The sequence below is a fragment of the Winogradskyella eximia genome (assembly GCF_003386165.1).
In the GTDB taxonomy this organism is placed as follows: Bacteria; Bacteroidota; Bacteroidia; order Flavobacteriales; family Flavobacteriaceae; genus Winogradskyella; species Winogradskyella eximia.
In genome coordinates, this window is sequence record NZ_QRDV01000003.1 from 203273 (window position 1) to 228922 (window position 25650).

Here is a 25650-nt window from a genome sequence, read left to right on the forward strand (position 1 = left end):
CAATTTAATATTGAAAATCTTTAATAATATCGCACCTTTGCAAAAAATTTGAAAACCTTAGCTGGTTTTTAGCTGATAAAACAATAACCATCAGCTATTTAAAGCTCAAATATCAAAGAAAAAAAATTACGCAATGCAACTCAATTTTAAAGAAATATTTACAGCCTTCATGATCCTCTTTGCGGTTATTGATATCATTGGAAATATCCCGATTATCATAGACTTACGTAAAAAAGTTGGACACATACAAAGTGGAAAAGCATCTATAATCGCTGGTATTATAATGATTGTATTCCTCTTTGTAGGAAAAAGTTTATTAAATCTAATCGGTATTGATGTTAATTCATTTGCGGTAGCAGGTGCATTTGTTATATTTTTTATTGCTCTAGAAATGGTTTTAGGTATTACACTTTATAAGGACGAAGAGCATAATGCAGTAACAGCTTCTGTATTTCCTTTGGCATTTCCTTTAATGGCTGGACCAGGAACATTAACCACACTCTTATCTTTACGAGCAGAATTCGCTATAGAAAACATTATCATCGCAGTAATTAGCAACGTCCTTGTTATTTTTATTGTATTAAAAACATCTGCTAAGATTGAGCGCCTAATAGGATCCAATGGAATTAACATAATAAGAAAAATATTTGGTGTAATTTTGTTAGCAATCGCAGTAAAACTCTTTGCCCATAATATTAAAGCGTTATTGGCTTAATTTTTAAAACATGAAAGTATTTACAATTATCCTATCAGTTATAGCTCTAGCACTTATTATTTTTAATGCTACAAAGTTAAATTTTGATGCGCTTTTTGATGGTGAAAGCCAAACAGCATTAATCACTATTGTAGCTGCACTTTGTGCTATTATTTTATTGCAAATTCTTAGAATTTCTAAGAAGATTGAAAAACTAAGCAAACGACGTTAATGACTTTTGATGTATTAATCATTGGAGCTGGTGCAGCTGGATTATCTTGCGCTCTAGTCTTAGGTTCTGCTAAAACGAAACCTTTTGCAGAAGGTAAACACATTGGTATTATTACACATCAGAAAACATCACATCTACAAAATGCATTATTTAATAATGTACTTGGATTAAAACCAGGAACCTTAGGTGCAGATATATTGAATGATGGCTTACAACAACTTAGTGATTTATATCCTCACGTTAATCAAATAGATAACGAGAAAGTTGTTTCAATTACAAAGAATACCAATGGATTTTTAATTGAAACTAACAAAAACAGCTATCATTCTAAAATTGTGGTTATCGCTGTTGGTTACACCAATTTAATGACCATAAATGGCTTAGAAAACTATATTGAACCACACCCAAAAGCTGCTATTGAAAAAGATAGAATTTGGTTAAAAAACACAGATCATCTTATTGAAAAAAACTTGTACGTTGCTGGCACTTTAGCTGGTTGGCGTAGTCAATTTGCTATAGCTAGTGGAAGTGGCGCGCATGTTGCTACAGATATTTTAACGCTTTGGAATAACGGAAAACAAACCAAAATTCACGATAAAATATAGAAGTTTAATCTTGTTTAAAGCTTGGATATTCTGTACTTAAAAGAATCACTTCTTGCACCATAATGTCTTCCTTATTAATAATTTCTTCGAAGGCATTATCATCAAATAATTGTTTTGCAAGCGTTGCTTTAATAATGCGTCTTATCTCATCATTATAAGCTACAAAAGTAATGTTGGTACGCTCTCTTTCATTAACATAATCTTGAAAACGAACAACAATATCGTCACTCACTTCAAAATTATTAATAAAATCGTATTTAGTAATATCTTGATACAAGGTTCTATCTTTATCTAACTCTTCAAATACAAAATAGCCAAAATGCCCTCGTCGTCTTAAATAATTAATCGTTTCGTTATCAAATAAACGATCTACTGGCACAAATACATCCGGAATAATACCTCCACCTCCATAAACCACTTTCCCTTTTGGAGTGGTAAATTTTAAAGAATCGTCAACTACAATATTTTCTTCATCTGCTAATTCTCCCGTTCTTAAACGCTTGTAATAATCGTTGTAATATTTTTCATTGTCTCCATTAGTATATGGTTTTTGTATAGATCGACCTGTTGGAGTGTAATATTTAGACACCGTAAGTCTTACTGCACTTCCATCTCCTAATGACATTTCTCGTTGCACTAAACCTTTTCCATAAGAGCGTCTTCCTACAATAATTCCTTTGTCATTATCCTGAAGTGCTCCCGCAATAACTTCACTAGCAGACGCCGAATTCTCATTAATTAAAATATAAATTTCTCCTTCTTCAAAATCCCCTCGCCTTGTTGCATAGATACGCTCTTCCTTTCCTTTTTTGTCTTTAGTAAACAAGATAAGCTTATCATCTTCTAAAAACTCATCTGCAATTTGTTCTGCAATACCGAGAAAACCACCAGGATTATCTCTTAAATCTAAAGCTAATTTTGTAGCGCCTAAATCCTTAAGCTCGTCTAAAGCGTCTTTAAATTCCATAAACGTAGATTCCGCAAAACGGTTCATTTTTATATAACCCAAATCGTCCGTTAGCATGTACGATGCGTCTATACTTTTAATAGGAATTTCTTTGCGTTTCACTTCAAACTCTAACAAATCATCTTCATCCTTTCTGAAAACAGTTAATTTTACTGAAGAATTTTTCTCACCTCTAAGCTTTTCACCTATTAAATCAAAGTCAAAATCACGACCATATAGTGTATCTCCATTTGCGTAGAGAATACGATCTCCACTCATTATACCAGCACGTTCACTTGGACCACCTTCTGTAGGTTTTACAACAGCAATAGTATCTTTATAAGGATAAAAGTTAATACCAATACCAACAAAATTACCTTTCATATTTTCGGTAATGCGTTCTAAATCTTCTTTTGGAATGTAAGACGAATGTGGATCGAGATTATTTAAAATACCATTCACCGTAACATCAACGATGCTATCTGTATTCACCTCTTCAACGTATTCGTAATCTATATAATCTATTAAACGATTGAGTTTATCCTTTTTACTATTCGTAGAAAAAAGATTATCCGATGTGTCAGAAAAATTCAATCTTCCGCCAATAATCACTCCAGCCGCAATTGCAACACCAATAATTAGTGGTATGTATTTATCTTTTGTTGCCATTAGGCATTTAAATCTTCTATAAGTTCAATTTCAATTCCTGCTTTTTCAAGAAACTCAATTCCAGAACAATCCTTATAGCCTTCATGATAAACCACTCTTACAATACCTGCTTGATGAATTAACTTACTACACTCTTTACAAGGTGAAAGTGTAATATACAGCGTTGCACCTCTACAAGATTGTGTGGATGATGCTACTTTTAAAATGGCATTAGCTTCAGCATGTAACACATACCATTTGGTGTAACCTTCATCATCTTCACAATAGTTTTCAAAGCCTGTTGGTGTACCATTGTAACCATCAGAAATTATCATTCTATCTTTTACAATAAGCGCTCCAACTTGTTTGCGTTTACAATGGGATAATTTTCCCCATTCTTTTGCAATGCGTAAATAAGCTTTATCGTAACGTAATTGTTTTATATCTGACATTAAAAGATTTATTCTTGTACCGAGTACACTTGTAAGTAACGAATATAAACGGTTAGTATTTTATAACCAATTTACTATCTGTAAAATTTAACCAAACTTTATGTATTGCTAAGTAATTGACTTCCCAAAATCATCGGAATCACTAATCCGGCAACCAAAGCTGAAATTACCATTACCCAATCACGACGAGAAACTCTAAAGACCGTTTGACATAAAAATCCAATAAATAAAACGACGAATACAATAATAACTTGCGCTAATTCTATACCCAATGCAAATTCTATGAGTAATTCTAATTTATTTCCAGATTGACCAGAAAACATTTTAAACTCTCTCGCAAAGCCTAATCCGTGGACGAGACCAAAAAATAAAGTCGTAAAAAACAGCAAGCCTATCTTATTCGATTTTGCTTTTTTTCCGGTAGTAAACACATTATAAATTGCTGTAATTAAAATGGTTATAGGTATTAAAAATTCTACTAACTTTCCGTTAACCGTTACAATACTATAAGCTGCTAACACTAAGGATAGCGTATGTCCTAAAGTAAACATGGTAACGAGTAAAAGCACGCGTTTCCAATCTTTAAAAAGGTAAGGAACGGATAAAACCATTAAGAAAAGTACATGGTCATAACCATTAATATCTAAAACGTGGTTCATGCCATATTGAACATTAAACCAAAAATTATCTAACATAATTAATTCTTTGGGATTCACCAAAGTTACAATTAAAAGCCAATAGGTTTCTGTTAAAATAAAGTGAATATAATTTGTTTCTTAGTGATTTCTTTCGGAATATTGTAATTCACAAAGTTCAAATAACTTATTGAAATGTTATCAAGAAAGGTGGAGGGATTAGACCCTTTGAAACCTTAGCAACCCTTAAACTTATTAAGAAGGTGCTAAATTCTACGTAATTACCGATTCATTTATCGTGTAATTGGATAGATAACCCAACATAATTACACGTCATAGTTGTAATTCAAATTCTTTATAACATTTTTCTATTTACACGTCAATTTTTGATGCATTTGATTTTTGGTTTACTATCAATTAAGGAAAACAAAAATGAATTCAAAACACATAGAAACAGAAGCTATACGCACCCAAATTGAGCGTTCGCAATACCTAGAACATTCTAGCCCTTTGTTTTTAACATCGAGTTACGTATTTGAAGATGCTGAAGATATGCGTGCTTCTTTTGCAGATGAAAAACAACGTAATATTTACAGTCGTTACTCTAATCCTAATACATCTGAGTTTGTAGAAAAAGTTTGTAAAATGGAAGGTGCAGAACGCGGTTATGCCTTCGCATCTGGTATGTCTGCTGTGTTTTCAACATTTGCAGCTTTATTAAATTCCGATGATCATGTTATTTCATCTCGAAGTATTTTTGGCTCTACACAAACCTTATTTAATAATATATTACCTAAGTGGAATATCTCAACAAGCTACTTTAAAATTGATGAATTAGATACCATTGAAAGTCTAATACAACCCAATACGAAAGTGATTTATGCTGAAAGTCCAACAAATCCGGCTGTAGATATCTTAGACTTACAACGCCTAGGAGATATTGCGAAAAAGCACAATCTTATATTTATTATAGACAATTGTTTTGCAACACCATACTTACAGCAGCCTATAAAATTTGGTGCAGATTTAGTGATTCATTCTGCTACAAAATTAATGGATGGACAAGGTCGAGTTTTAGGAGGTGTCACTGTTGGTAGTGGAGACTTAATTCAAAAAATCTATCTATTTTCTAGAAATACAGGTCCTGCATTATCGCCTTTTAACGCATGGGTTTTATCAAAAAGTTTAGAAACTTTACCGGTTAGAGTTGATAGACATTGTGATAATGCATTAAAAGTAGCCACATTTTTAGAGGCTAACGACCATGTGAATTTTGTAAAATATCCATTTCTAAAATCACATCCGCAATACGAATTAGCAAAAAAACAAATGAAATTAGGCGGAAACGTCGTGGCTTTTGAAATAAAAGGTGGCATTGAAGCTGGTAGAAAATTTCTAAACGCCATTAAGTTATTATCGCTTTCTGCAAATTTAGGAGATACCCGAACAATAGTTACACATCCTGCATCTACAACACACGCAAAAATACCAGAAGATGTCCGTTTAGAAACAGGAATTACTTCTGGATTAATTAGAGTATCTGTTGGTTTAGAACATCCTGAAGATATTATTAACGATTTAAAACAGGCATTAGAAAATTAACGTCAGTTCGAGTGATTTTATGACATCGGAATAAAATTATATCGAGAACAAACATATACTATGAGCAATATAAAAGACGAATTACAAAAACGCATATTAGTTCTCGATGGAGCCATGGGAACCATGCTTCAGCAATATAATTTCTCGGAAGAAGATTTTAGAGGTGAACGTTTTAAGGATTATCCATCCCCTTTAAAAGGGAATAACGATTTACTATCCTTAACCCAACCGAAAGCTATTGCAGAAATTCATGCTAAATATTTTGAAGCTGGAGCTGACATCGTGGAAACCAACACCTTTTCTGGGACTACAATTGCCATGGCAGATTATGATATGGAAGATTTAGTTTACGAATTGAATTTTGAATCTGCTAAAATCGCGAGAGAAGTGGCAGACAAATTCACAAAAGAAAATCCTGATCAACCGCGTTTTGTTGCTGGCAGTATTGGACCAACAAACAAAACGGCAAGTTTATCACCAGATGTTAACCGACCAGAATATAGAGCCATTACCTTTAACGAGTTAAGAATTGCGTATAAGCAACAAGTAGAAGCGTTAATTGATGGAGGTGCTGATTTACTTTTAGTGGAAACTATTTTTGATACTTTAAATGCAAAAGCGGCTTTATTCGCTATTGAAGAAGTCAAAGAAGAACGACATATTGATATTCCAATTATGGTTTCTGGGACGATAACTGATGCTTCGGGCAGAACGTTATCTGGCCAAACGGTTGAAGCATTTTTAACTTCGATATCTCATATTCCATTGTTAAGTGTTGGCTTTAATTGTGCTCTTGGTGCGCAACAGTTAAAACCTTATTTACAGCGTTTATCTAACGAAACTGATTTCTATACCTCAGCACATCCCAACGCAGGATTACCAAATGCTTTTGGAGAATATGATGAAACACCAAAACAAATGCAGCAATATATTGAGGAGTATCTAAAAGATGACCTCATCAATATCATTGGTGGCTGCTGTGGTACAAGTCCAGAGCACATCAAAGCTATTGCAGACGTGGCAAAGAACTACAAACCAAGATTAATAGTTGTTAGTGTTTAGTTGGTTGTAATTAGTCAAAAAAGAAAAAGAATGGATTATATAGAATTAGATGTTTGGAAATATTCCAGAGAACTTGTAAAAAAAGTTTATTTATTAAGTGATTTGTTTCCCAAAGAAGAATTGTATGCATTAACTAATCAAGTTAGGAGATGCTCAATCTCAATACCATCAAATATTGCAGAAGGTCTTGGACGACAATCCAATAAAGAGACTATTCATTTTTTATATATTTCAAGAGGTTCGTTATTTGAGCTTGAAACTCAACTTTTTCTAGCTTTTGATTTAAATTATATTTCGAAAAAACAATTAGATGCTATATTAAAACAGATTACTACTTCTAAAAAACTATTAAACGGATTCATTAATTATTTCAAATCTAAAAAGTAACATGAGTGCATCCATCAACAATCAACAATCAACTAAAAACCAAAAGTATTTAACCTTATCTGGATTAGAACCTTTAGTAGTAACACCAGAAAGTAACTTCATTAATGTTGGAGAACGAACCAATGTCACAGGTTCTCGAAAATTTCTTCGTCTTATTAAAGAAGAAAAATACGATGAAGCCTTAGAAGTTGCCAGAGACCAAGTAGATGGAGGCGCACAAATTCTTGATGTTAATATGGATGAAGGCATGTTAGATGGTGTTTATGCCATGACTACCTTTTTAAATCTTATAGCTTCAGAGCCAGACATTTCTAGAATCCCATTAATGATAGACAGTTCTAAATGGGAAATTATTGAAGCTGGTTTACAAGTGGCTCAAGGAAAATGCGTGGTTAATTCTATTAGTTTAAAAGAAGGTGAAACGCAATTTAAACATCATGCAAAACTCATCAAACGTTATGGAGCTGCTGTTGTGGTAATGGCTTTTGATGAAGATGGCCAAGCCGATACTTACAACAGACGAATCGAAATTTGCCAACGCTCATATCATATTTTAGTCAACGAACTTAAATTCCCACCTCAAGACATCATCTTTGACCCTAATATTTTTCCTGTAGCAACAGGTATGGATGAGCATCGTAGAAATGCACTCGATTTTTTTGAAGCGACCAAATGGATTAGAGAAAATTTACCTCATGCTAACGTATCTGGAGGTGTAAGTAATGTCTCTTTTTCATTTAGAGGGAACAATATCGTTCGTGAAGCCATGCATTCAGCTTTTTTATATCATGCGATTAAAAATGGGATGAATATGGGTATTGTTAACCCAACCATGCTCGAAGTTTACGATGAAATAAACAAAGATTTATTAGAACGTGTAGAAGATGTTTTATTTGATAGACGTGATGATGCAACTGAACGCCTTTTAGATTATGCCGAATCGGTAAAAGGACAGAAAAAAGAACAAGAAGACAAAGTCCTAGAATGGAGAAGTGACGCTTTACAAGATAGAATTACGCACGCATTAGTAAAAGGAATAGATGCCTTTATCTTGGAAGATGTTGAAGAAGCACGATTAGCAGTGGATAAACCAATTCATGTCATAGAAGGTCATTTAATGATTGGTATGAATGTGGTTGGCGATTTATTTGGAAGCGGTAAAATGTTTCTACCTCAAGTAGTAAAATCTGCACGAGTAATGAAAAAAGCGGTTGCTTATCTGCAACCTTATATTGAAGCTGAAAAAGACGGTAAACAAGAATTTGCAGGTAAAATATTAATGGCGACCGTTAAAGGAGACGTTCATGATATTGGAAAGAATATTGTAAGCGTGGTATTAGGTTGTAACAATTACGAAATTATTGACCTTGGTGTGATGGTGCCACCAGAAAAAATCATTGAAACAGCGATTAGAGAAAAAGTAGACATCATTGGGTTGAGTGGCTTAATTACGCCTTCACTAGATGAAATGGTTTACGTCTCTAAAGCACTCGAAAAACAAAATGTAGAAATCCCACTTATTATTGGTGGCGCAACAACATCTAGAGCACATTCTGCCGTAAAAATCGCACCTCATTATAACAATACTGTTGTTCATATAAATGATGCTTCTAGAGCAGTAACCGTCGTTGGAGATTTACTCAAAAAAGACAGCAAAATATATAAAAATCAGATTCGTGAAGAGTATGATGCCTTCCGTGAACAATTCTTAAAACGTACTAGAAAAAAGGAATATTTGACGATTTCTGATGCCAGGAAAAACAAGTTCAAAATCGATTGGAATACGTCTGAAATTGTAAAACCAAAACAATTAGGTATTCAAATTATAGATGATTTCGACATCACTAAACTTGAAGAATTTATTGATTGGTCACCTTTTTTTAGAAGTTGGGATTTACATGGCAAATATCCAGATATATTAACAGACACTGTTGTTGGCGAACAAGCCACAGAATTGTTTGCTGATGCACAAGTTTTACTAAAACGTATTTTTGACGAAAAGTTATTAAAAGCGAAAGCCATTTTTGGATTGTTTGAAGCCAATACGGTTAATGATGATGATATTGAGATTTCTTCTGCCAGTTCGAGCGCAGTCGAGAACAAAGAAGAAATTTATAAATTCTTAACTCTTCGTCAGCAATCTAAAAAATCTGAAGGCAAACCAAACATCGCCTTATCAGACTTTATTGCACCGAAAACTTCAGGAAAACAAGATTACATGGGATGCTTCTGTGTATCTACCGGATTTGGAACAGCAGAATTAGCAGCGCAATTTGAAGCGGAACACGATGATTATAATTCGATTATGATTAAAGCATTAGCTGATAGATTAGCTGAAGCCTTTGCAGAATATTTACATAAGGAAGTAAGAACTAAACATTGGAATTATACTAATGACGAAAACTTATCTAACGACGATTTAATTAAGGAAAACTACAAAGGAATACGACCAGCACCTGGTTATCCTGCTTGTCCAGACCATTTAGAAAAGACAACTATATGGAAACTTTTAAATGTCGAAGAAAATATCGGAGTTAAGCTTACAGAAAGTTTAGCCATGTGGCCAGCTGCAAGTGTAAGCGGTTATTATTTGGGGAATCCTGAGGCTAAATATTTCGGTCTTGGAAAGATTAAAGAAGACCAAATTGAAGATTATTCTAAACGAAGAAACATTTCAAATGAAGAAGCAACTAAATGGTTGAATCCAAATATTGCAGATTAATAGAATTATGATTATCGACCTTGCAGGTTTTAAAAACCTTGCAGGTCAAAAAATAATGTCTATAAAAATAAGATTAAACATTAAAGAGATACCTGCTTTCGCAGACAATAGTATGAAACGAGCATGTTCAAAACTTTATCATTTTTACATGAATGATTAATAGCGAACAGCATGTGACCATTGAAAAGCAATAAGTTTAAACACATGAAAGTAACAGAACACATCGAAAACGCTAACGGAAAAACGCAATTCTCCTTTGAAATTTTGCCTCCCTTAAAAGGACAGCACATTCAATCTATTTTCAACAATATAGATCCTTTAATGGAGTTTAAACCACCTTTTATTGATGTCACATATCATAGAGAAGAATACGTCTTTAAGGAAGTTGAAAATGGGCTTCTAAAAAAACAAGTTGTAAAGAAAAGACCTGGAACTGTAGGGATTTGTGCTGCAATTCAAAATAAATATGGTGTTGACGCAATTCCTCATATATTATGTGGTGGTTTTACAAAAGAAGATACTGAAAACTTTTTGATTGATTTAGATTTCTTAGGTATTGAAAATGTAATGGCACTACGTGGAGATGCGGTTAAAAGTGAAACTTACTTCAAACCCGAAAAGGAAGGTCATTCTTATGCTAATGAATTAATCTCTCAAATTGAAGAGATGAACAACGGGCAATATTTAGATGAAGAATTACAGAATAGTTCTGCCACAAATTTTTGTATTGGAGCTGCTGCTTATCCAGAAAAACATATGGAAGCACCAAGTTTAGATAGTGATATTCATTTCTTAAAAAAGAAAATAAAAAACGGAGCTACCTATATTGTTACCCAAATGTTTTTTAATAATCAGAAGTATTTCGACTTTGTTGCTAAATGCCGAAAAGAAGGCATTACTGTTCCTATTATTCCAGGTTTAAAACCAATTTCAACCAAAAAACAATTGAATTTAATTCCACATCGTTTTCACGTAGATCTACCTGAAGATCTTATTATATCTATTGTAAAATGCAAGGACAATAAACAAGTAAGAGAAGTAGGTATTGAATGGTGTATTCAACAATCTAAAGAACTTCAAAAGGCAGGTATTCCTGTATTACATTATTACTCTATGGGAAAAAGTGATAATATTAAAACTATTGCTTCTGAGCTATTTTAATAAGTGTATTATTAGATACCAGCTTCTTTAAAAAAGTTGGTATCCAAATAGTAATGTTACTTGTTTATAATTTGAGTCCCAATAACGATATTGACCAAGAATCTGACGAGAGTTTTCAAGTCGGAATTCTGCACTTAACTTTTTATAGCTGTAACCTAAACCTATTGATAATAATCCTCCTTTTTCAACATCTAATTCTGTTCCATATCTAATTTTCATTGAAGAATCTAAGGTGTGAAAATAAGTGTAAAAAGCATTAACAAAAATCTTAGAGTCCTCATTCAAAAAGAAGTAATGCCTTAAACCAATTGGCAATTCTATTGTTGAGTATGAAGCTTCATAAGTGTATGTGTCAGCTTGATTTTCCCCAGGATAACGAATATCAACTTCTGTTTTAGACGAATAACTCTGATAACTTGGCTCTATTACAATAGCCCATTTATCATTATTAAAAGGTAAAATCATTTCTAACTCTCCTCCAAATCTAAACAAAATCTCATTGTCAAAATCTACATTTTGATCTGGATCTACTGAATTCTTAATAGACAAAGAAGCTCTCCCCAAACCTAATTTTGCTCTAAAATTAAACAAATCTCTTTCTTCTTTTTTCTCAAAATTAACAAGCTCACCGCCAACGCAAGCATTGTATTTTTCAAAGAGTTTAGACAAATCTTTTATAGTATAGCTTAAGCTTTTTATACTATTCATTGAAATATCTTTACATTTTAATGAATTTAACAACTGTTGCTTATAATGATTATTTTCATTTATGAGATCAGCTTCAAAAAGATATTCTTTATAAACCAATTGTTCTATTTTCTCATTTTCTAGATTATAAAAAAAGCGTTTTAAATTACCATCTTCGTAGTAATACAAGCTGGCTTCGCTCTCTATTATCACTTTAAGAAAAAGTTGCTCCTCCTTAAATATGGGATTCTTATCTGTTGTTAGTTTATTAAGATTGCTACTTGATCGATCAATATTTACTGTTGCTCTTGTGTACTTAGAAATATCATAAATCTCAAAAGCCTTCACCCCTTCAATAAAACCTGTTTTAATCTCGCCATTTTCGGTGAGTTTATACTTAAATTCTGTAGGATTACTTTTCCAGTCCATACTTTTAATAAAACATTCTACTTTATCATTAGTATCTGTAATAAATACTCCTTTCTTAAATTCAGTTTGAGAGTATAAGGAAGTAGCTATAAGAAAAACGAAAGCTATTAGAAAGGTTTTTTTTAAGTGCATAAACATTAATGTCATTGGATTAATGTCATTGGATTAATATAATTTAATACGGAAAAATAAGACAAATTATTAATTAACAGCAACAAAAAAAACCTCAATCTATTTAAAATTAAATAGTTGAGGTTTTTACTTGTACTCAAGGTGGGAATCGAACCCACACGTCTTGCGACATTGGATTTTGAATCCAACGTGTCTACCAATTCCACCACTTGAGCGATTATAATTGGTAATTAAATCTACCAACTCTATCTTTGATAGGTACTTCCGCTTTGCTTTAGCAATTAGGACTGCAAAAATAGAAAATTATTTCCGTCAAGCAATCAAAATTAGTAGGTTTTATAATTTTTTGAAGCAAATAATTTTTCTAAATTTGAATGAAAATAAAAAGACACCAAACCACCAAATAAATAACTGAAAACAAATGTCATACGAAGCCAAAGAAGCCAAAATTTTTGCTTGTACACAAAGTACATACCTTGCAGAACAGATTGCTAAAGCCTATGGAGTAAAATTAGGGAATGTAATTACATCTACTTATAGTGACGGTGAATTTCAGCCATCTTATGAAGAATCTATTAGAGGTACACGTGTTTTTATTATAGGATCCACTCATCCAGGACCAAAGAATTTAATGGAAATGCTCTTAATGATAGATGCAGCAAAACGTGCTTCGGCAAGACACGTCACTGCGGTTATGCCTTATTTCGGTTGGGCCAGACAAGACAGAAAAGACAAACCTAGAGTACCAATTGCGGCAAAATTAGTAGCTAAAATGTTAGAAGCTGCTGGTGCAACTCGTATTATTACAATGGATTTACATGCCGATCAGATTCAAGGATTTTTTGAAAAGCCAGTAGATCATTTGTTTGCATCCACTATATTTTTACCATACTTAAAAAGTTTAAACCTAGACAACCTAACCATCGCCTCTCCAGATATGGGAGGTTCTAAACGAGCTTATGCTTATTCTAAAGCGTTAAAAAGTGATGTTGTTATTTGTTATAAACAACGTGCAAAAGCTAATGTAATTTCGCACATGGAACTTATTGGTGATGTTACAGGTAAAAATGTAGTTTTAGTAGATGATATGGTAGATACAGCTGGCACATTAACTAAAGCTGCAGATTTAATGATGGAACGTGGTGCCTTAAGTGTAAGAGCTATTTGTACACATCCTATTTTATCTGGTTCTGCTTATGAAAAACTTGAAGCCTCTAAACTTGAGGAATTAATTGTAACCAATTCTATTCCTTTAAAGCAAGAAAGCAAAAAATTAAAAGTATTAAGTTGTGCCGATTTATTTGCAGAAGTAATGCATCATGTACATCACAACGAATCTATTAGTAATAAATTTGTGATGTAATTCATAGCTTTCAAATAACTACATAATAAAAGCGATAATGTCCTAGCAACTGCAAGCAAAAGGTGTCTTGGAGTTTTTGAATGAGAAAGAAACGCCTCAAACATAGCCTCAAATCATCTTCCTTGTTTAGTAAATTAGGCTTCAATAAAAAATAGTACTATAACACTAGTATTTTCAGATATTATGTCTAAATTTGCAGCCCTCAAAATGAGGGAATTAAATATTTATTAAACAAACATTTAAAAAATGAAATCAATTACAATTAACGGATCTCAAAGAGAAAGCGTAGGCAAAAAGGCAACTAAAGCCTTACGTAATGCTGGTCAGGTTCCTTGCGTTATTTACGGAGGAGACAAGCCATTGCATTTCTCATCACCAGAACTGGCTTTTTCAAAACTTGTATATACACCTAACGCACATACAGTTGTGATTGCCTTAGATAACGGTGAAGAATACAATGCAGTAATGCAAGATATTCAGTTTCACCCAGTAACAGATAGAATTATACATGTCGATTTTTATCAAATTTTTGATAATAAAGCGATTACTATGGAAATCCCTGTTAAAACAATAGGATCTTCTAAAGGTGTAATGAATGGTGGTAACTTAAGAATGCCTTACCGTAAACTTAAAGTAAAAGCTATTCCTTCTAAATTACCAGATTTTATTGAGATAGATATTACTCCATTAAAAATTGGAAGTAAATTCTATATCACTGAATTAGAAAACGAAGATTACAAATTCTTACACCCAGACAATACTGTTGTTTGCCAAGTAAGACGTAGTAGATTAGCAGTTATTGTTGATGATGAAGATGAAGAAACTGAAGCAGGAGATGTGCCAGCAACTGAGACTGACGATGTAGCTGCAGTAAAAGAATAGATATTTCCTATTTTCAAATTTTAAAAAAGCATTCTATTTATAGGATGCTTTTTTTATTTTTACACAAATTGTAATTATGTGGAAGGCTATTAAACAATGGCTTGGCTTTAGTAATAAAGCAGAATTAACGGAAGAAGACAAAATGAAAAAATTCTTAATAGTTGGATTAGGAAATATCGGAGAAAAATACGCCAATACCAGACATAATATTGGTTTTAAAATTCTTGATTATTTAGCAGAAACAAACGATATTACATTTGAAACTGTAAAACTTGGTGACATTTCCACTTTCAAAATAAAAGGAAGAACTCTTATTCTTTTAAAACCTAGCACTTTTATGAATCTCAGCGGTAAAGCCATAAAATACTGGCTAGAGAAAGAAAATATTCCATTAGAAAATCTGCTTGTTATTACTGATGATTTAAATCTACCCTTTGGATCACTTAGATTAAAAACAAAAGGCAGTGACGGAGGACATAATGGACTAAAAGACACACAAGACAAATTGCAAACCGTAAAATATAACCGCTTTAGATTTGGTATTAGTGATGAATTTAGCAAAGGAAGACAAGTAGATTACGTTTTAGGCGAATGGAATGAAGATGAGAATTCAAAATTAAAAGAACGCTTAAAAATTTCTGCAGAGCTTATTAAATCTTTTGCACTAGCAGGTGTAAATACAACAATGAATCAATTTAATGGAAAATAATAATGTAGCTTTGTTTTCAAAACTTATATTAATTATAAAAAACAGCAATACCCTTTAAAATTGACTTCAAATTTAGCAAAAGTAACAACCATAGGCACCTTTGATGGCATCCATATTGGGCATCAAAAGATATTAAAACAAGTGGTGCAACTTGCAGAAGCCAAGGGCTATATTCCTGTGGTACTCACGTTGTTTCCACACCCTAGAATGGTGCTTCAAAAAGATGATTCAATTAAGTTACTAAACACTATTGAAGAGCGTATAGAATTGCTAAAAACCTTTGGTATTAAAGAGGTGATTGTTAAAAAATTCACCAAAGAGTTTGCCAACCTTTCAGCTCAAGATTACGTAAAACAAATCTTGGTAGATGAACTAAACACCAAACAAATAGTTATTGGATACGACCATCATTTTGGTAAAAACCGAAGTGCCAACATTACAGACTTGAAAGAATTTGCTAAACTTTACGATTTTAAAGTTGAAGAAATTTCAGCGCAAGATATTAAAGACGTCACTGTAAGCTCTACCAAAATCAGAACAGCTTTAAACCAAGGAGAAGTTGATTTGGCTAACTCATATTTAGGCTATAATTTTTTTATTACAGGTACAGTAATTAAAGGTAAAGGCTTGGGGAGAACCATCAATTTCCCAACAGCAAATATTAATATCACAGCAACATACAAACTCATTCCAAGTGATGGTGTTTATGTTGTTAAATCTAAAATTGAAGACAGAACGGTTTTCGGAATGATGAATATTGGGACTAACCCAACCGTTAATGGAAAAACACGCTCAATTGAAGTTCATTTTTTCAACTTTAATAAAGACATCTATAATTCTGAATTAAAAATTGAATTTCTTAAACGCCTGAGAAGCGAAGAAAAATTTAAAAATCTCGAAGCCTTAAAAACCCAGTTAAAAAAAGATATGGAAAATGCTTCAGATTATATAAAAACCATAAATGATTAAATTCTTATTTAAACATATTGACAATTCCGGACTCATAGTATTCAGAATTATCTTTGGTTTACTTTGTTTTTTAGAAGCTGTTGGTGCCATTTTTACTGGATGGGTAAAACGTACATTAATAGATCCGGAATTCACATTTTCATTTATTGGTTTTGAATGGTTACAACCACTTCCTGGAAATTGGATGTATGTTTATTACATAGTAATGGGAATGTTTGGGCTCTTCATTATGTTAGGTTACAAATACCGATTTAGCATGCTTATGTTTGCATTGATGTGGACGACTACTTACCTCATGCAAAAATCGTCTTATAACAATCATTATTACCTTCTGGTTTTATTAAGTTTCTTAATGGTTTTTATGCCAGCACATCGCTATGCTTCTATTGATGTAAAACAGAAACCTTCACTCAAAAGTATTTCAATGCCTAGTTGGTGTAAATGGGTATTTGTGCTTCAGCTATTTATTCTATACACCTATGCTTCATTAGCCAAATTATATCCAGATTGGTTAGATGCTTCAGTAATAGCAATTCTAATGAGAAATAAGGCCAATTATCCCATAGTTGGTGAACTTTTACAACAAAACACCATACATTATATCTTAGCTTATGGAGGAATATTATTCGATGGCTTAATTATTCCGCTATTGCTTTTTAAACCTACAAGAAAATACGCCTTCTTTGCCTCTATATTCTTTCACTTATTTAATTCTATTGTATTTCAAATTGGCATATTTCCTTATATGTCTTTAGCGTTTAGCTTATTCTTTTTTGACCCTAAAATTATTAGGAATTTATTCTTAAAAAATAAACCGTTTTATGAAGCTGAAGCCATCACAATTCCAAAGTACAAAACCGTATTAGTAACCTTATTTTCAATTTACTTTATTGTCCAAATTGTCTTACCTCTAAGACATCACTTTATAGAAGACAATGTGTTATGGACAGAAGAAGGTCATCGCTTATCTTGGCGAATGATGTTGCGCTCAAAAAGTGGCAGAATAACCTATTCTGTAATAAACGCTGACACAAACAAAGCTATTCCTATTAAATTAGATGATTACCTTACTCCAAAACAACAACGAGGTGCTAGCACAAAACCAGATGTTATTTGGCAATTTGCACAACACCTCAAACAAGATTTTGCTAAAAAAAATATCCCTATTAAAGTATTTGTAAAATGTTATGTAAGTGTTAATGGTAAACCTTCAAAACAATTTATAGACCCAAAAGTGGATCTTGCAAATGTTGAATGGTCTCATTTTAAACATCATAATTGGATCTTGCCTTCAGAGTTGACTATTGATAATAATACTAGAAAAAATTAAGACCAATTTTTATTAATTATAACTAATCAAAACGGACAAAACAGAAATCCACTAAGTTCTTTTGTCTGTGATAATTAGTAAAATTCGACCAAGCCCAAATTCACACGTCAAAATAGACCCATTTATATTTTTTTCTGCTCATTTTATTTTTACTTTTGTTCATTGTTTTTACTGAGCTTAATTGGTATATAACCTAAATTAAAAGATATGTTACAAGTTGCTTTTATCAGAGAGAATAAAGAAGACATCATTGCACGTTTAGCTAAACGAAATATAGATGCTACAGAAATGATTAATGAAGCTATTGCTTTTGATGAAGACCGAAAAGCACTACAAACGTCTTTAGATAATACAAAAGCAGAATCTAATGCTTTGTCTAAAGAAATTGGAAACTTATTTAAATCTGGGGAAGTACAAAAAGCAAATATTTTAAAAGAAAAAACAACTCAATTAAAAGAAGCTACTAAAAATTTTGAACAAGAGCTTAACGATAAAGTAGAAGCGCTTTCTGAGTTGCTTTACAAGATTCCTAACGTACCAAACCCTATTGTACCTGCAGGAAATACCGATGAGGATAATGAAGAAACGTTTAGAGAAGGTGACATACCAAAACTGCACGATGCTGCATTACCACATTGGGAACTCGCTAAAAAGTATAATATCATTGATTTTGAATTAGGAAACAAAATTACTGGAGCTGGTTTCCCTGTGTATATTGGTAAAGGCGCAAGATTACAACGTGCACTTATTGCTTATTTTTTAGATAAAAACACTGAAGCCGGTTACACAGAATATCAAGTACCACATTTGGTAAATGAAGCTTCTGGATTTGGAACTGGTCAATTACCAGACAAAGAAGGACAAATGTATCATGTCACTTTAGATAACCTATATTTAATTCCTACAGCAGAAGTACCTGCGACCAATATTTTTAGAGATACACTTTTAAATGAAAGCGATTTACCAATTAGTATTACTGGCTATACACCTTGTTTTAGACGTGAAGCTGGAAGTTATGGTGCCCATGTTAGAGGATTAAATCGTTTGCATCAATTTGATAAAGTTGAAATACTTAGAGTTGAACATCCTGATAATTCTTATAAAGCATTAGATAGTATGGTAAATCATGTAAAAGGTATATTACAAGATTTAAAATTACCATATAGAATCTTAAGATTATGTGGTGGAGATTTAGGATTTACATCGGCATTAACCTATGATTTTGAAGTATTCTCTACAGCCCAAGACCGTTGGTTAGAAGTATCATCAGTTTCTAATTTTGAAACGTTTCAAGCCAATCGTTTAAAATTACGTTTTAAAAATAGTGAAGGTAAAAACGAATTATGCCATACTTTAAATGGTAGCTCTCTAGCATTGCCTAGAATATTAGCAGGTATTTTGGAGAATTATCAGACTGAAGATGGTATAAAAATTCCGGAGGCTTTGGTACCTTATACTGGTTTTGATATGATTTCTTAACGCATTAAAAATCACTTGTAAATATCTCATTTGTTAAAATTAAATGTATTTCAGCGATTATTTATGTATTTCTTCGTTTTTATTGATTGTTTTTTAGAAATTAGTATTTCCAAATTACAACGACCTATATTATGAAAAATTTAAAACGAATTGTACTACTCATTTCTTTGATTACAATGGTATGCAAAGTTTTGTTTTAACTGTTCTTTCATTTAGAAATAATAAAACAGAACCAAGACAGAATAATTGAATCATATTTACAAAAATAATGGTTAATAGCACATTTATTTTGCTGGTAAAATGCCTGAACATAAAGTTTAGGCATTTTTTTTATGGTTATTTTCACAATATCTAGGTTGAGCATTTGTTATATTTACACTTATCTTTTCTTTTACACGTTACTGATTAACAAAATTAAGTTCTGTAAAAAACAACATATACATGGTACAGCGATTATTTATTTTTCTTTTTATTTCATTTAACCTTTATAGTTTCTCACAGACTAGTCAAGCACAAGCAGACAGTTATTATAAAAAAGGAGAATTTAAAAAAGCGCTTATCATTTATGAAAATTTGATAAAAGAGAAACCCTACAACTATAATTATATTTACAAGCTAGTAGATATCCACCAACAATTAGAGCAATATAATGAAGCACAAAACATCATTACAGCACAATTAAAAAGAAACCCAAATCCAGTAATGCTAGTTGTTTTGGGTTATAACTCTCAGCTTAAAGACAGCATAGAAAGTGCTAATAAATTGTATGAAGAAGCCATTACTTTGGTCGATGACAAACCCAATTACATTTATACCATTGCCAAAAAATTTGAAGATTACTCACTCCTAGACCAAGCCATTAGGGTTTACGAAAAAGGCAAAATTCTAACTCCAGAAAGAGACTATAGTATTCAGTTAGCTCGCATTTATGGCGACCAAGGTGATATTGAAAAAATGTTTGAAAACTATATAGAGTATGTAGATTTCAAACCCAATTACCTCAACGATATTAAACGTGCAATTAGTGAGTTTATTTCTGAAAACAATGAGAACGAAAGCAATATTTATTTAAGGCGATTATTATTAAAAAAAATACAGCAAGAGCCTAAACCTTTTTGGTACGATATGTTGAGCTGGTTATATGTTCAAGAAAAAGCCTATAACAAATCCTTTATTCAAGAAAAAGCACTTTATAAGCGTAATCCAGAAAGTTTAGACCGTATTATTGAATTAGCAGAAACGGCAAGAAAAGATAATGACGATGACACTGCAAAAACAATTTTTAATTACGTTTTAGAAACAACCCAAGACCAAACCACAGCGTTAACTGCACATCAATACATTCTCGAAATTGATACTAAAGATGCAGATGAAAAAGGTTTAAAACAAATCGATGAAATCTATAATAATCTTTTTGAAGAATACGGAAAATCTTTACTCACCATTCCGTTGCAATTAGCTTATGGTAAATTCTTAGCTTTTGACCTTAAAGACACTGCAAAAGCTACAAGCTTCCTAAAGGAAAGTTTAAAATTACCAATCTCTGTATATAGACAAGCAAAAATAAAGTTACTATTAGCAGATATTTTGGTGCTTCAAGAAAAATTTAATGAAGCCTTAATTTTCTATTCTCAAATTCAAGCAGAACTAAAAAATAGTACCATTGCCCAAGAAGCAAGATTTAAAGTCGCAAAAACAAGTTACTATAAGGGAGATTTTGATTGGGCAGAATCGCAACTTAAAATTCTAAAATCATCTACATCGCAATTAATTGCAAATGATGCGTTAGATTTAAAACTATTAATCACAGATAATAAATTCGAAGATACTTTACAGACCTCTCTAAAACTATATGCTAAAGCAGATTTGTATGCCTTTCAGAATAGAACGGACGATGCCATTTCGCTTTTAGACAAAATTTTAGAAGAACATAAAGGTGAAAGTATTACAGACCAAACCCTTTATCAGCAAGCCAAATTATACGAAAAAAAGAAGAAATATATTAATGCTGAAGCTAATTACCAAGAAATTATTACAGATTACAGAGATGGAATCTTAGCAGACGATGCCTATTATTATTTAGCAGAACTCTACAATACGCATTTAGCTAAACCAGAAGAAGCAAAAGCACTCTACGAGAAAATTATATTTGAGCATCAAGACAGTATCTATTTTATTGAAGCAAGACGAAAGTTTAGAATGTTACGTGGAGATAGTATCAACTAGTATTTTAGTCTTCAGGTTTAAACCTCATTCAGCAGCTTTATCGTTTTGTTTTAAAAATTTCTAGTTCTTATAATTTTCAACTTTGCGTCTATTCTAATTCGCGAGAACTTATTAATCATTAACTTCTAAATCCATATTTTTGCACCAAATTCATCAAAAATGATCATATACAACGTTACCCTAAACATAGATAAAAGCGTCCACAAGGAATGGTTAGAGTGGATAAAAGAACATATTCCACAAGTATTAGCTACAGGAAAATTTAAAGAAGCCAAACTAACAAAAGTTTTGGTAGAAGATGACGAATCCGAAACCTATTCCGTACAATATAGAGCACACTCAAGAGAAGCTTTAGAAACGTATTATGCAGAGCACTCAGAGCATTTAAAACAAGAAGGTTTAAAACGTTTTGGAGATAAAGTTTTATCGTTTAGAACGGAGTTAGAAGTCATAGATGAATATGTCATAGACTACAAATAGATTCAATAAAACAGACAAGACTGCTTATCTCTGTACAGCTCTATGTATCTTTGTATTTCAAAATTTAAAATCTAATTGTGTATTTGTGGCAAATCAACACCAAGTAAAAGCAAAAAAACATCTAGGACAACATTTCTTAGAAGACGAATCAATAGCTCAAGATATTGCAGATAGCTTATCTCTAGTGGGCTACAATGATGTCTTAGAAATTGGTCCAGGAATGGGTGTATTAACCAAATACCTTCTTAAAAAAGACACCACAACACACGTTATAGAAATAGATACAGAATCCGTAGACTATTTAAAAAACAATTACTTAAATCTTGCCGACAGAATTATAGAAAAAGACTTCTTAAAATACGATTTAAATCTCGTTTTTAAAGACAAACCTTTTGCTATCATTGGTAATTTTCCTTATAATATTTCCTCTCAAATTCTGTTTAAAACTTTAGAACTAAGACATCAAATACCTGAATTTTCTGGTATGTTTCAAAAAGAAGTTGCCTTAAGAATCTGTTCTAAAGAAGGCTCAAAGGTTTATGGTATTTTATCTGTTTTAACACAAGCATTTTATGATGCAGAATATCTTTTTACAGTGCCTCCAACAGTCTTTAATCCTCCACCAAAAGTAGATTCAGGTGTATTATTATTAAAACGTAAAGATAATTTCACATTACCGTGTGATGAAAAATTATTCTTTAGGGTTGTAAAAACAGGTTTTCAACAACGAAGAAAAACATTACGCAACAGTTTAAAAACATTCAATCTGTCGGATAATTTAAAAGCAAATACTATATTTGGGCAACGACCAGAACAATTAAGTGTTTCACAATTTATTGAGCTGACATCGTTGATTGAAAAAGACGTTGATTAACTCTCCTCTATTGTCTCACTAAGCCAATAGAAGTTCAATGAAACTACAAAAACGAAGTGGAAGAAATCCAAGACAACATACAATTTCAGCTTACAGATGAGCTTATTGAAAAGGTAGAAATCCTTGTCGACGAAGAAAACGACAAAGACCTAAAAACCTTATTAAATGAGTATCACCATGCAGATATTGCCGAAATTCTTGATGATTTAGATCTAGATGATGCCGTATATGTAATAAAACTTCTAGATTCTGAAACCACTTCAGAAATCCTAATGGAACTCGATGAGGACATTAGAGAAAAAGTACTTAGAAACCTTTCTACTAAAGAAATTGCTGAAGAAGTAGAAGAACTAGATACCGATGATGCTGCAGATATGATTGCAGAGCTTCCTGAAGAAAGACAAGCGGAAGTTATTGCGTATATAGAAGATCATGAACACAGAGATGAAATTCAAGAACTTTTAGCCTATGATGAAGACACAGCAGGTGGACTTATGGCAAAAGAGTTAGTAAAGGTTTACGAAACGTGGACGGTTGCTGGTTGCTTGCGCAGAATTAGAGGTCAAGCTAAAGATGTCACAAGGGTTCACTCAGTTTATGTAGTAGACAAAAAAGATAAACTTATTGGTAGATTGTCTTTAAAAGATTTAATCATTTCTAAAAGTGACACAAAAATTGCAGATATCGCTAAAGACAATGTGGATTGGGCACATGTTAATGACGATGTAGAAGATGTAGCAAAAATAATGGCTAAATACGATTTAGAAGCCATTCCTGTAGTCAATGACGACCAAATACTTGTTGGTAGAATTACCATTGATGATATTATAGATGTTATACGTGACGAAGCAGACAAAGATTACCAATTAGCAGCAGGTATCTCTAAAGATGTCGAAGCAGATGATAGTATTCTAAAACTAACAAGAGCACGCTTACCTTGGTTATTTATTGGCATGTTTGGAGGTCTTGGAGCCGCTAGTATTATAGAACAGTTTAATGACAACATGGGCAACTTTGTTGTATTACTTAGTTTTGTACCCTTAATACAAGCTACAGCCGGAAATGTTGGTGTACAATCTTCAGCAATTGTAGTTCAAGGTATTGCAAATGGTACTATAGATGGTAATATTATTAAACGATTATTCAAAGAATTTTTACTAGGATTAGTTAATGGAGTTGCCATATCGCTCGTCGCCATTGTTATCACACATTTTATATTTGGCACACCATATATTGTATCTATAACAATCAGTATTGCTCTAGTAGCGGTAATAATTATGGCTGCAATTATCGGTACATTTATTCCTATTTTTTTAAATAAAAGAGGTATCGATCCAGCAGTTGCAACAGGTCCGTTTATTACCACAAGCAATGATGTTTTTGGTATTTTAATTTATTTTTTAATAGCAAAAATGATTCTTGGTATATAGGATTTTTTTGGCGTTACCACAAGGGTCAGGCTTTCCGTTACAATCTTTTGCTAAAAAGCAAAAGGATTTTCACTTCAATCCTTAACGCAAAACTTCGTAACTTTATCCTATGAAAGCTATAAACATCACAGAAAAATTTACAAAATTTAGTAAAAACTGGCATCCACATCAAATTGCTGTGGTAGATGATATGCAAGTCATTCTGGCGAAATTAAAAGGCGAATTTGTGTGGCATAGCCACGATAACGAAGACGAATTATTTCAAGTAATAAAAGGCACACTTTATATGCAATTTAGAGATCGGACAGAAGTCATTAATACAGGCGAAATAATCGTAGTTCCAAAAGGTATAGAGCACAATCCAACAACTAAAAACGACGAAGAAGTACACGTGCTTTTATTTGAAAAACTGAACACAGCACATACTGGGAAAGTTGAACATAAACTAACTCAAACTGAATATCCTAAAATATAAATAGACAAACAAAGACCTCAAAGGTTTTAAAAACCTTTGAGGTCAGAATCCTAAAAATACATATCTGCTTTCGCAGGCATTATTATGAAAATACTACATTTAGACACTAATCATCCTCTACTCATAAATCAACTTAACGATTTAGGATTCACAAATCATGAAGATTGTACCTCTTCAAAATCAGAAATTGAAGCAAAAATCGCAGATTACGATGGTTTTATAATCCGTAGTAGATTTACAATAGATCAACCATTTTTAGATGCGGCCAAAAACCTAAAATTTATAGGCAGAGTTGGTGCAGGATTAGAAAACATTGATTGTGATTACGCCATAGAAAAAGGAATTCATCTTATTTCTGCACCAGAAGGCAACAGAAATGCCGTTGGTGAACATGCATTAGGTATGTTATTATCACTTTTCAACAAGCTGAATAAAGCAGATAGAGAAGTAAGACAAGGTAAGTGGTTGCGGGAAGAAAACAGAGGACTGGAGTTAGATGGAAAAACCGTTGGACTCATTGGTTATGGTAATATGGGAAAAGCCTTCGCAAAAAAACTAAGAGGTTTCGATGTTAACGTGTTGTGCCATGACATAAAAACTAATGTTGGAGATGCCAATGCCAAACAAGTTATTCTCGAAGAATTAAAAGCTAAAGCAGATGTTTTAAGTCTTCATATACCACAAACAGCACAGACTTTAAAAATGGTGAATTCAGAATTTATAAACGGCTTTAAAAAACCATTTTGGCTAATTAATACAGCGCGTGGAAAAAGTGTAGTTACAGAAGATTTAGTTACCGCATTAAAATCTGGTAAAATATTAGGAGCAGGATTAGATGTTTTAGAATATGAAAAAGCCTCTTTCGAAAATTTATTCTCTTCAGATAATATGCCAGAAGCCTTTCAGTATCTAATAGCATCAGAAAACGTTTTACTTTCACCTCATGTTGCAGGCTGGACGATTGAAAGCAAAGAAAAATTAGCGCAAACTATCGTTGATAAAATAGAAGCATTTTTCAAAAAATAAAAGTACCTTGTAA

The 25650-nt window shown here is 32.5% G+C and carries 24 protein-coding genes, 1 tRNA gene and 1 riboswitch; of the genes, 20 read left to right on the forward strand and 5 right to left on the reverse strand.

Translation table 11 applies throughout. The annotated features are described in order from the left end of the window. Positions 1 to 133: 133 nt before the first annotated feature. From DFQ10_RS09025 to DFQ10_RS09035, 3 genes are read left to right on the forward strand one after another with little or no spacing between them, the layout of a single operon-like run. Positions 134 to 715: a MarC family protein gene (locus DFQ10_RS09025; RefSeq protein WP_115817086.1), complete on the forward strand. Its 582-nt coding sequence runs from the start codon at positions 134 to 136 to the stop codon at positions 713 to 715. A gap of 10 nt (positions 716 to 725) precedes the next feature. Beyond that, complete coding sequence (locus DFQ10_RS09030) at positions 726 to 926, forward strand: hypothetical protein (protein WP_115817087.1); 201 nt, start codon at positions 726 to 728, stop codon at positions 924 to 926. Further along, a complete protein-coding gene (locus tag DFQ10_RS09035; RefSeq protein ID WP_115817088.1) occupies positions 926 to 1531 on the forward strand; it encodes an FAD-dependent oxidoreductase in 606 nt (201 codons plus the stop codon). The genes DFQ10_RS09030 and DFQ10_RS09035 overlap by 1 nt, the downstream gene beginning before the upstream one ends. A gap of 4 nt (positions 1532 to 1535) precedes the next feature. Here the strand turns inward: DFQ10_RS09035 and DFQ10_RS09040 are convergent, their stop codons facing one another. From DFQ10_RS09040 to DFQ10_RS09050, 3 genes are all read right to left on the reverse strand, one after another. Then, the gene (locus DFQ10_RS09040) at positions 1536 to 3146 is read right to left on the reverse strand and encodes a S41 family peptidase (protein WP_115817089.1); all 1611 of its coding nucleotides are present in this window, start codon (positions 3144 to 3146) and stop codon (positions 1536 to 1538) included. Further along, positions 3146 to 3577 carry a deoxycytidylate deaminase gene (locus DFQ10_RS09045; protein ID WP_115817090.1) on the reverse strand — a complete coding sequence of 144 codons (432 nt, stop codon included), beginning with the start codon at positions 3575 to 3577 and terminating at the stop codon, positions 3146 to 3148. The genes DFQ10_RS09040 and DFQ10_RS09045 overlap by 1 nt, the downstream gene beginning before the upstream one ends. A gap of 98 nt (positions 3578 to 3675) precedes the next feature. Then, complete coding sequence (locus tag DFQ10_RS09050) at positions 3676 to 4272, reverse strand: HupE/UreJ family protein (RefSeq protein ID WP_115817091.1); 597 nt, start codon at positions 4270 to 4272, stop codon at positions 3676 to 3678. Between the two features lie 135 nt (positions 4273 to 4407). Then, positions 4408 to 4531, forward strand: a riboswitch (SAM riboswitch). A 113-nt stretch (positions 4532 to 4644) separates the two neighbouring features. Here DFQ10_RS09050 and DFQ10_RS09055 point away from each other — a divergent pair. The 5 genes from DFQ10_RS09055 (at position 4645) to metF (ending at position 11146) form a co-directional block, all read left to right on the forward strand. After that, positions 4645 to 5814 (forward strand): trans-sulfuration enzyme family protein, encoded by a 1170-nt coding sequence (locus DFQ10_RS09055; RefSeq protein ID WP_115817092.1) that lies wholly within the window; start codon positions 4645 to 4647, stop codon positions 5812 to 5814. A gap of 60 nt (positions 5815 to 5874) precedes the next feature. After that, positions 5875 to 6876 carry a homocysteine S-methyltransferase family protein gene (locus DFQ10_RS09060; RefSeq protein WP_115817093.1) on the forward strand — a complete coding sequence of 334 codons (1002 nt, stop codon included), beginning with the start codon at positions 5875 to 5877 and terminating at the stop codon, positions 6874 to 6876. Positions 6877 to 6906: 30 nt separating this feature from the next. Continuing rightward, positions 6907 to 7263 carry a four helix bundle protein gene (locus tag DFQ10_RS09065; protein ID WP_115817094.1) on the forward strand — a complete coding sequence of 119 codons (357 nt, stop codon included), beginning with the start codon at positions 6907 to 6909 and terminating at the stop codon, positions 7261 to 7263. A 1-nt stretch (position 7264) separates the two neighbouring features. Next, positions 7265 to 9985: a methionine synthase gene (gene metH, locus DFQ10_RS09070; protein WP_115817095.1), complete on the forward strand. Its 2721-nt coding sequence runs from the start codon at positions 7265 to 7267 to the stop codon at positions 9983 to 9985. Positions 9986 to 10189: 204 nt separating this feature from the next. Then, the gene (gene metF / locus DFQ10_RS09075) at positions 10190 to 11146 is read left to right on the forward strand and encodes a methylenetetrahydrofolate reductase [NAD(P)H] (protein WP_115817096.1); all 957 of its coding nucleotides are present in this window, start codon (positions 10190 to 10192) and stop codon (positions 11144 to 11146) included. Between the two features lie 27 nt (positions 11147 to 11173). On the opposite strand, the gene DFQ10_RS09080 is transcribed toward metF, so the two are convergent. Next, complete coding sequence (locus tag DFQ10_RS09080) at positions 11174 to 12394, reverse strand: outer membrane beta-barrel protein (RefSeq protein ID WP_181897613.1); 1221 nt, start codon at positions 12392 to 12394, stop codon at positions 11174 to 11176. A gap of 133 nt (positions 12395 to 12527) precedes the next feature. Continuing rightward, positions 12528 to 12609 (reverse strand) — tRNA-Leu (locus DFQ10_RS09085). A 206-nt stretch (positions 12610 to 12815) separates the two neighbouring features. Here DFQ10_RS09085 and DFQ10_RS09090 point away from each other — a divergent pair. The 12 genes from DFQ10_RS09090 (at position 12816) to DFQ10_RS09145 (ending at position 25637) form a co-directional block, all read left to right on the forward strand. After that, positions 12816 to 13757 carry a ribose-phosphate pyrophosphokinase gene (locus tag DFQ10_RS09090; RefSeq protein ID WP_115817098.1) on the forward strand — a complete coding sequence of 314 codons (942 nt, stop codon included), beginning with the start codon at positions 12816 to 12818 and terminating at the stop codon, positions 13755 to 13757. Between the two features lie 246 nt (positions 13758 to 14003). After that, entirely contained in the window at positions 14004 to 14639 is a 636-nt protein-coding gene (locus DFQ10_RS09095) for a 50S ribosomal protein L25/general stress protein Ctc (protein WP_115817099.1), read from the forward strand. Positions 14640 to 14781: 142 nt separating this feature from the next. Then, entirely contained in the window at positions 14782 to 15348 is a 567-nt protein-coding gene (gene pth, locus DFQ10_RS09100) for an aminoacyl-tRNA hydrolase (protein WP_394347245.1), read from the forward strand. Between the two features lie 60 nt (positions 15349 to 15408). Then, positions 15409 to 16317: a bifunctional riboflavin kinase/FAD synthetase gene (locus DFQ10_RS09105; RefSeq protein WP_115817101.1), complete on the forward strand. Its 909-nt coding sequence runs from the start codon at positions 15409 to 15411 to the stop codon at positions 16315 to 16317. Beyond that, a complete protein-coding gene (locus DFQ10_RS09110; protein ID WP_115817102.1) occupies positions 16310 to 17647 on the forward strand; it encodes an HTTM domain-containing protein in 1338 nt (445 codons plus the stop codon). Before DFQ10_RS09105 ends, DFQ10_RS09110 begins: the two co-directional genes overlap by 8 nt. Positions 17648 to 17854: 207 nt before the next feature. Next, positions 17855 to 19126 carry a serine--tRNA ligase gene (gene serS / locus DFQ10_RS09115; protein ID WP_115817103.1) on the forward strand — a complete coding sequence of 424 codons (1272 nt, stop codon included), beginning with the start codon at positions 17855 to 17857 and terminating at the stop codon, positions 19124 to 19126. A 441-nt stretch (positions 19127 to 19567) separates the two neighbouring features. After that, positions 19568 to 21352 (forward strand): tetratricopeptide repeat protein, encoded by a 1785-nt coding sequence (locus DFQ10_RS09120; RefSeq protein ID WP_115817104.1) that lies wholly within the window; start codon positions 19568 to 19570, stop codon positions 21350 to 21352. Positions 21353 to 21511: 159 nt separating this feature from the next. After that, entirely contained in the window at positions 21512 to 21832 is a 321-nt protein-coding gene (locus DFQ10_RS09125) for a DUF4286 family protein (protein ID WP_115817105.1), read from the forward strand. An 85-nt stretch (positions 21833 to 21917) separates the two neighbouring features. Further along, complete coding sequence (gene rsmA / locus DFQ10_RS09130) at positions 21918 to 22706, forward strand: 16S rRNA (adenine(1518)-N(6)/adenine(1519)-N(6))-dimethyltransferase RsmA (RefSeq protein ID WP_115817106.1); 789 nt, start codon at positions 21918 to 21920, stop codon at positions 22704 to 22706. Between the two features lie 56 nt (positions 22707 to 22762). Then, complete coding sequence (gene mgtE / locus DFQ10_RS09135) at positions 22763 to 24136, forward strand: magnesium transporter (protein WP_115817107.1); 1374 nt, start codon at positions 22763 to 22765, stop codon at positions 24134 to 24136. 109 nt (positions 24137 to 24245) lie between these two features. Further along, positions 24246 to 24611: a cupin domain-containing protein gene (locus DFQ10_RS09140; RefSeq protein ID WP_115817108.1), complete on the forward strand. Its 366-nt coding sequence runs from the start codon at positions 24246 to 24248 to the stop codon at positions 24609 to 24611. Between the two features lie 84 nt (positions 24612 to 24695). After that, positions 24696 to 25637, forward strand: coding sequence for a 2-hydroxyacid dehydrogenase (locus DFQ10_RS09145; RefSeq protein ID WP_115817109.1), 942 nt, complete (start codon positions 24696 to 24698; stop codon positions 25635 to 25637). The last annotated feature ends 13 nt before the right edge of the window (positions 25638 to 25650 follow it).

Bases quoted from the DNA above. Each gene is read 5' to 3' on its own strand.
- metH (WP_115817095.1), top strand. From the start codon at position 7,265: ATGAGTGCATCCATCAACAATCAACAATCAACTAAAAACCAAAAGTAT.
- DFQ10_RS09125 (WP_115817105.1), top strand. From the start codon at position 21,512: ATGATCATATACAACGTTACCCTAAACATAGATAAAAGCGTCCACAAG.
- DFQ10_RS09145 (WP_115817109.1), top strand. From the start codon at position 24,696: ATGAAAATACTACATTTAGACACTAATCATCCTCTACTCATAAATCAA.
- DFQ10_RS09090 (WP_115817098.1), top strand. From the start codon at position 12,816: ATGTCATACGAAGCCAAAGAAGCCAAAATTTTTGCTTGTACACAAAGT.
- DFQ10_RS09065 (WP_115817094.1), top strand. From the start codon at position 6,907: ATGGATTATATAGAATTAGATGTTTGGAAATATTCCAGAGAACTTGTA.
- DFQ10_RS09045 (WP_115817090.1), bottom strand. From the start codon at position 3,577: ATGTCAGATATAAAACAATTACGTTACGATAAAGCTTATTTACGCATT.
- DFQ10_RS09055 (WP_115817092.1), top strand. From the start codon at position 4,645: ATGAATTCAAAACACATAGAAACAGAAGCTATACGCACCCAAATTGAG.
- DFQ10_RS09050 (WP_115817091.1), bottom strand. From the start codon at position 4,272: ATGTTAGATAATTTTTGGTTTAATGTTCAATATGGCATGAACCACGTT.
- DFQ10_RS09095 (WP_115817099.1), top strand. From the start codon at position 14,004: ATGAAATCAATTACAATTAACGGATCTCAAAGAGAAAGCGTAGGCAAA.
- DFQ10_RS09040 (WP_115817089.1), bottom strand. From the start codon at position 3,146: ATGGCAACAAAAGATAAATACATACCACTAATTATTGGTGTTGCAATT.
- DFQ10_RS09140 (WP_115817108.1), top strand. From the start codon at position 24,246: ATGAAAGCTATAAACATCACAGAAAAATTTACAAAATTTAGTAAAAAC.
- serS (WP_115817103.1), top strand. From the start codon at position 17,855: ATGTTACAAGTTGCTTTTATCAGAGAGAATAAAGAAGACATCATTGCA.
- DFQ10_RS09080 (WP_181897613.1), bottom strand. From the start codon at position 12,394: ATGCACTTAAAAAAAACCTTTCTAATAGCTTTCGTTTTTCTTATAGCT.
- metF (WP_115817096.1), top strand. From the start codon at position 10,190: ATGAAAGTAACAGAACACATCGAAAACGCTAACGGAAAAACGCAATTC.
- DFQ10_RS09110 (WP_115817102.1), top strand. From the start codon at position 16,310: ATGATTAAATTCTTATTTAAACATATTGACAATTCCGGACTCATAGTA.
- DFQ10_RS09030 (WP_115817087.1), top strand. From the start codon at position 726: ATGAAAGTATTTACAATTATCCTATCAGTTATAGCTCTAGCACTTATT.
- DFQ10_RS09060 (WP_115817093.1), top strand. From the start codon at position 5,875: ATGAGCAATATAAAAGACGAATTACAAAAACGCATATTAGTTCTCGAT.
- pth (WP_394347245.1), top strand. From the start codon at position 14,782: ATGAAAAAATTCTTAATAGTTGGATTAGGAAATATCGGAGAAAAATAC.
- DFQ10_RS09035 (WP_115817088.1), top strand. From the start codon at position 926: ATGACTTTTGATGTATTAATCATTGGAGCTGGTGCAGCTGGATTATCT.
- DFQ10_RS09025 (WP_115817086.1), top strand. From the start codon at position 134: ATGCAACTCAATTTTAAAGAAATATTTACAGCCTTCATGATCCTCTTT.
- DFQ10_RS09120 (WP_115817104.1), top strand. From the start codon at position 19,568: ATGGTACAGCGATTATTTATTTTTCTTTTTATTTCATTTAACCTTTAT.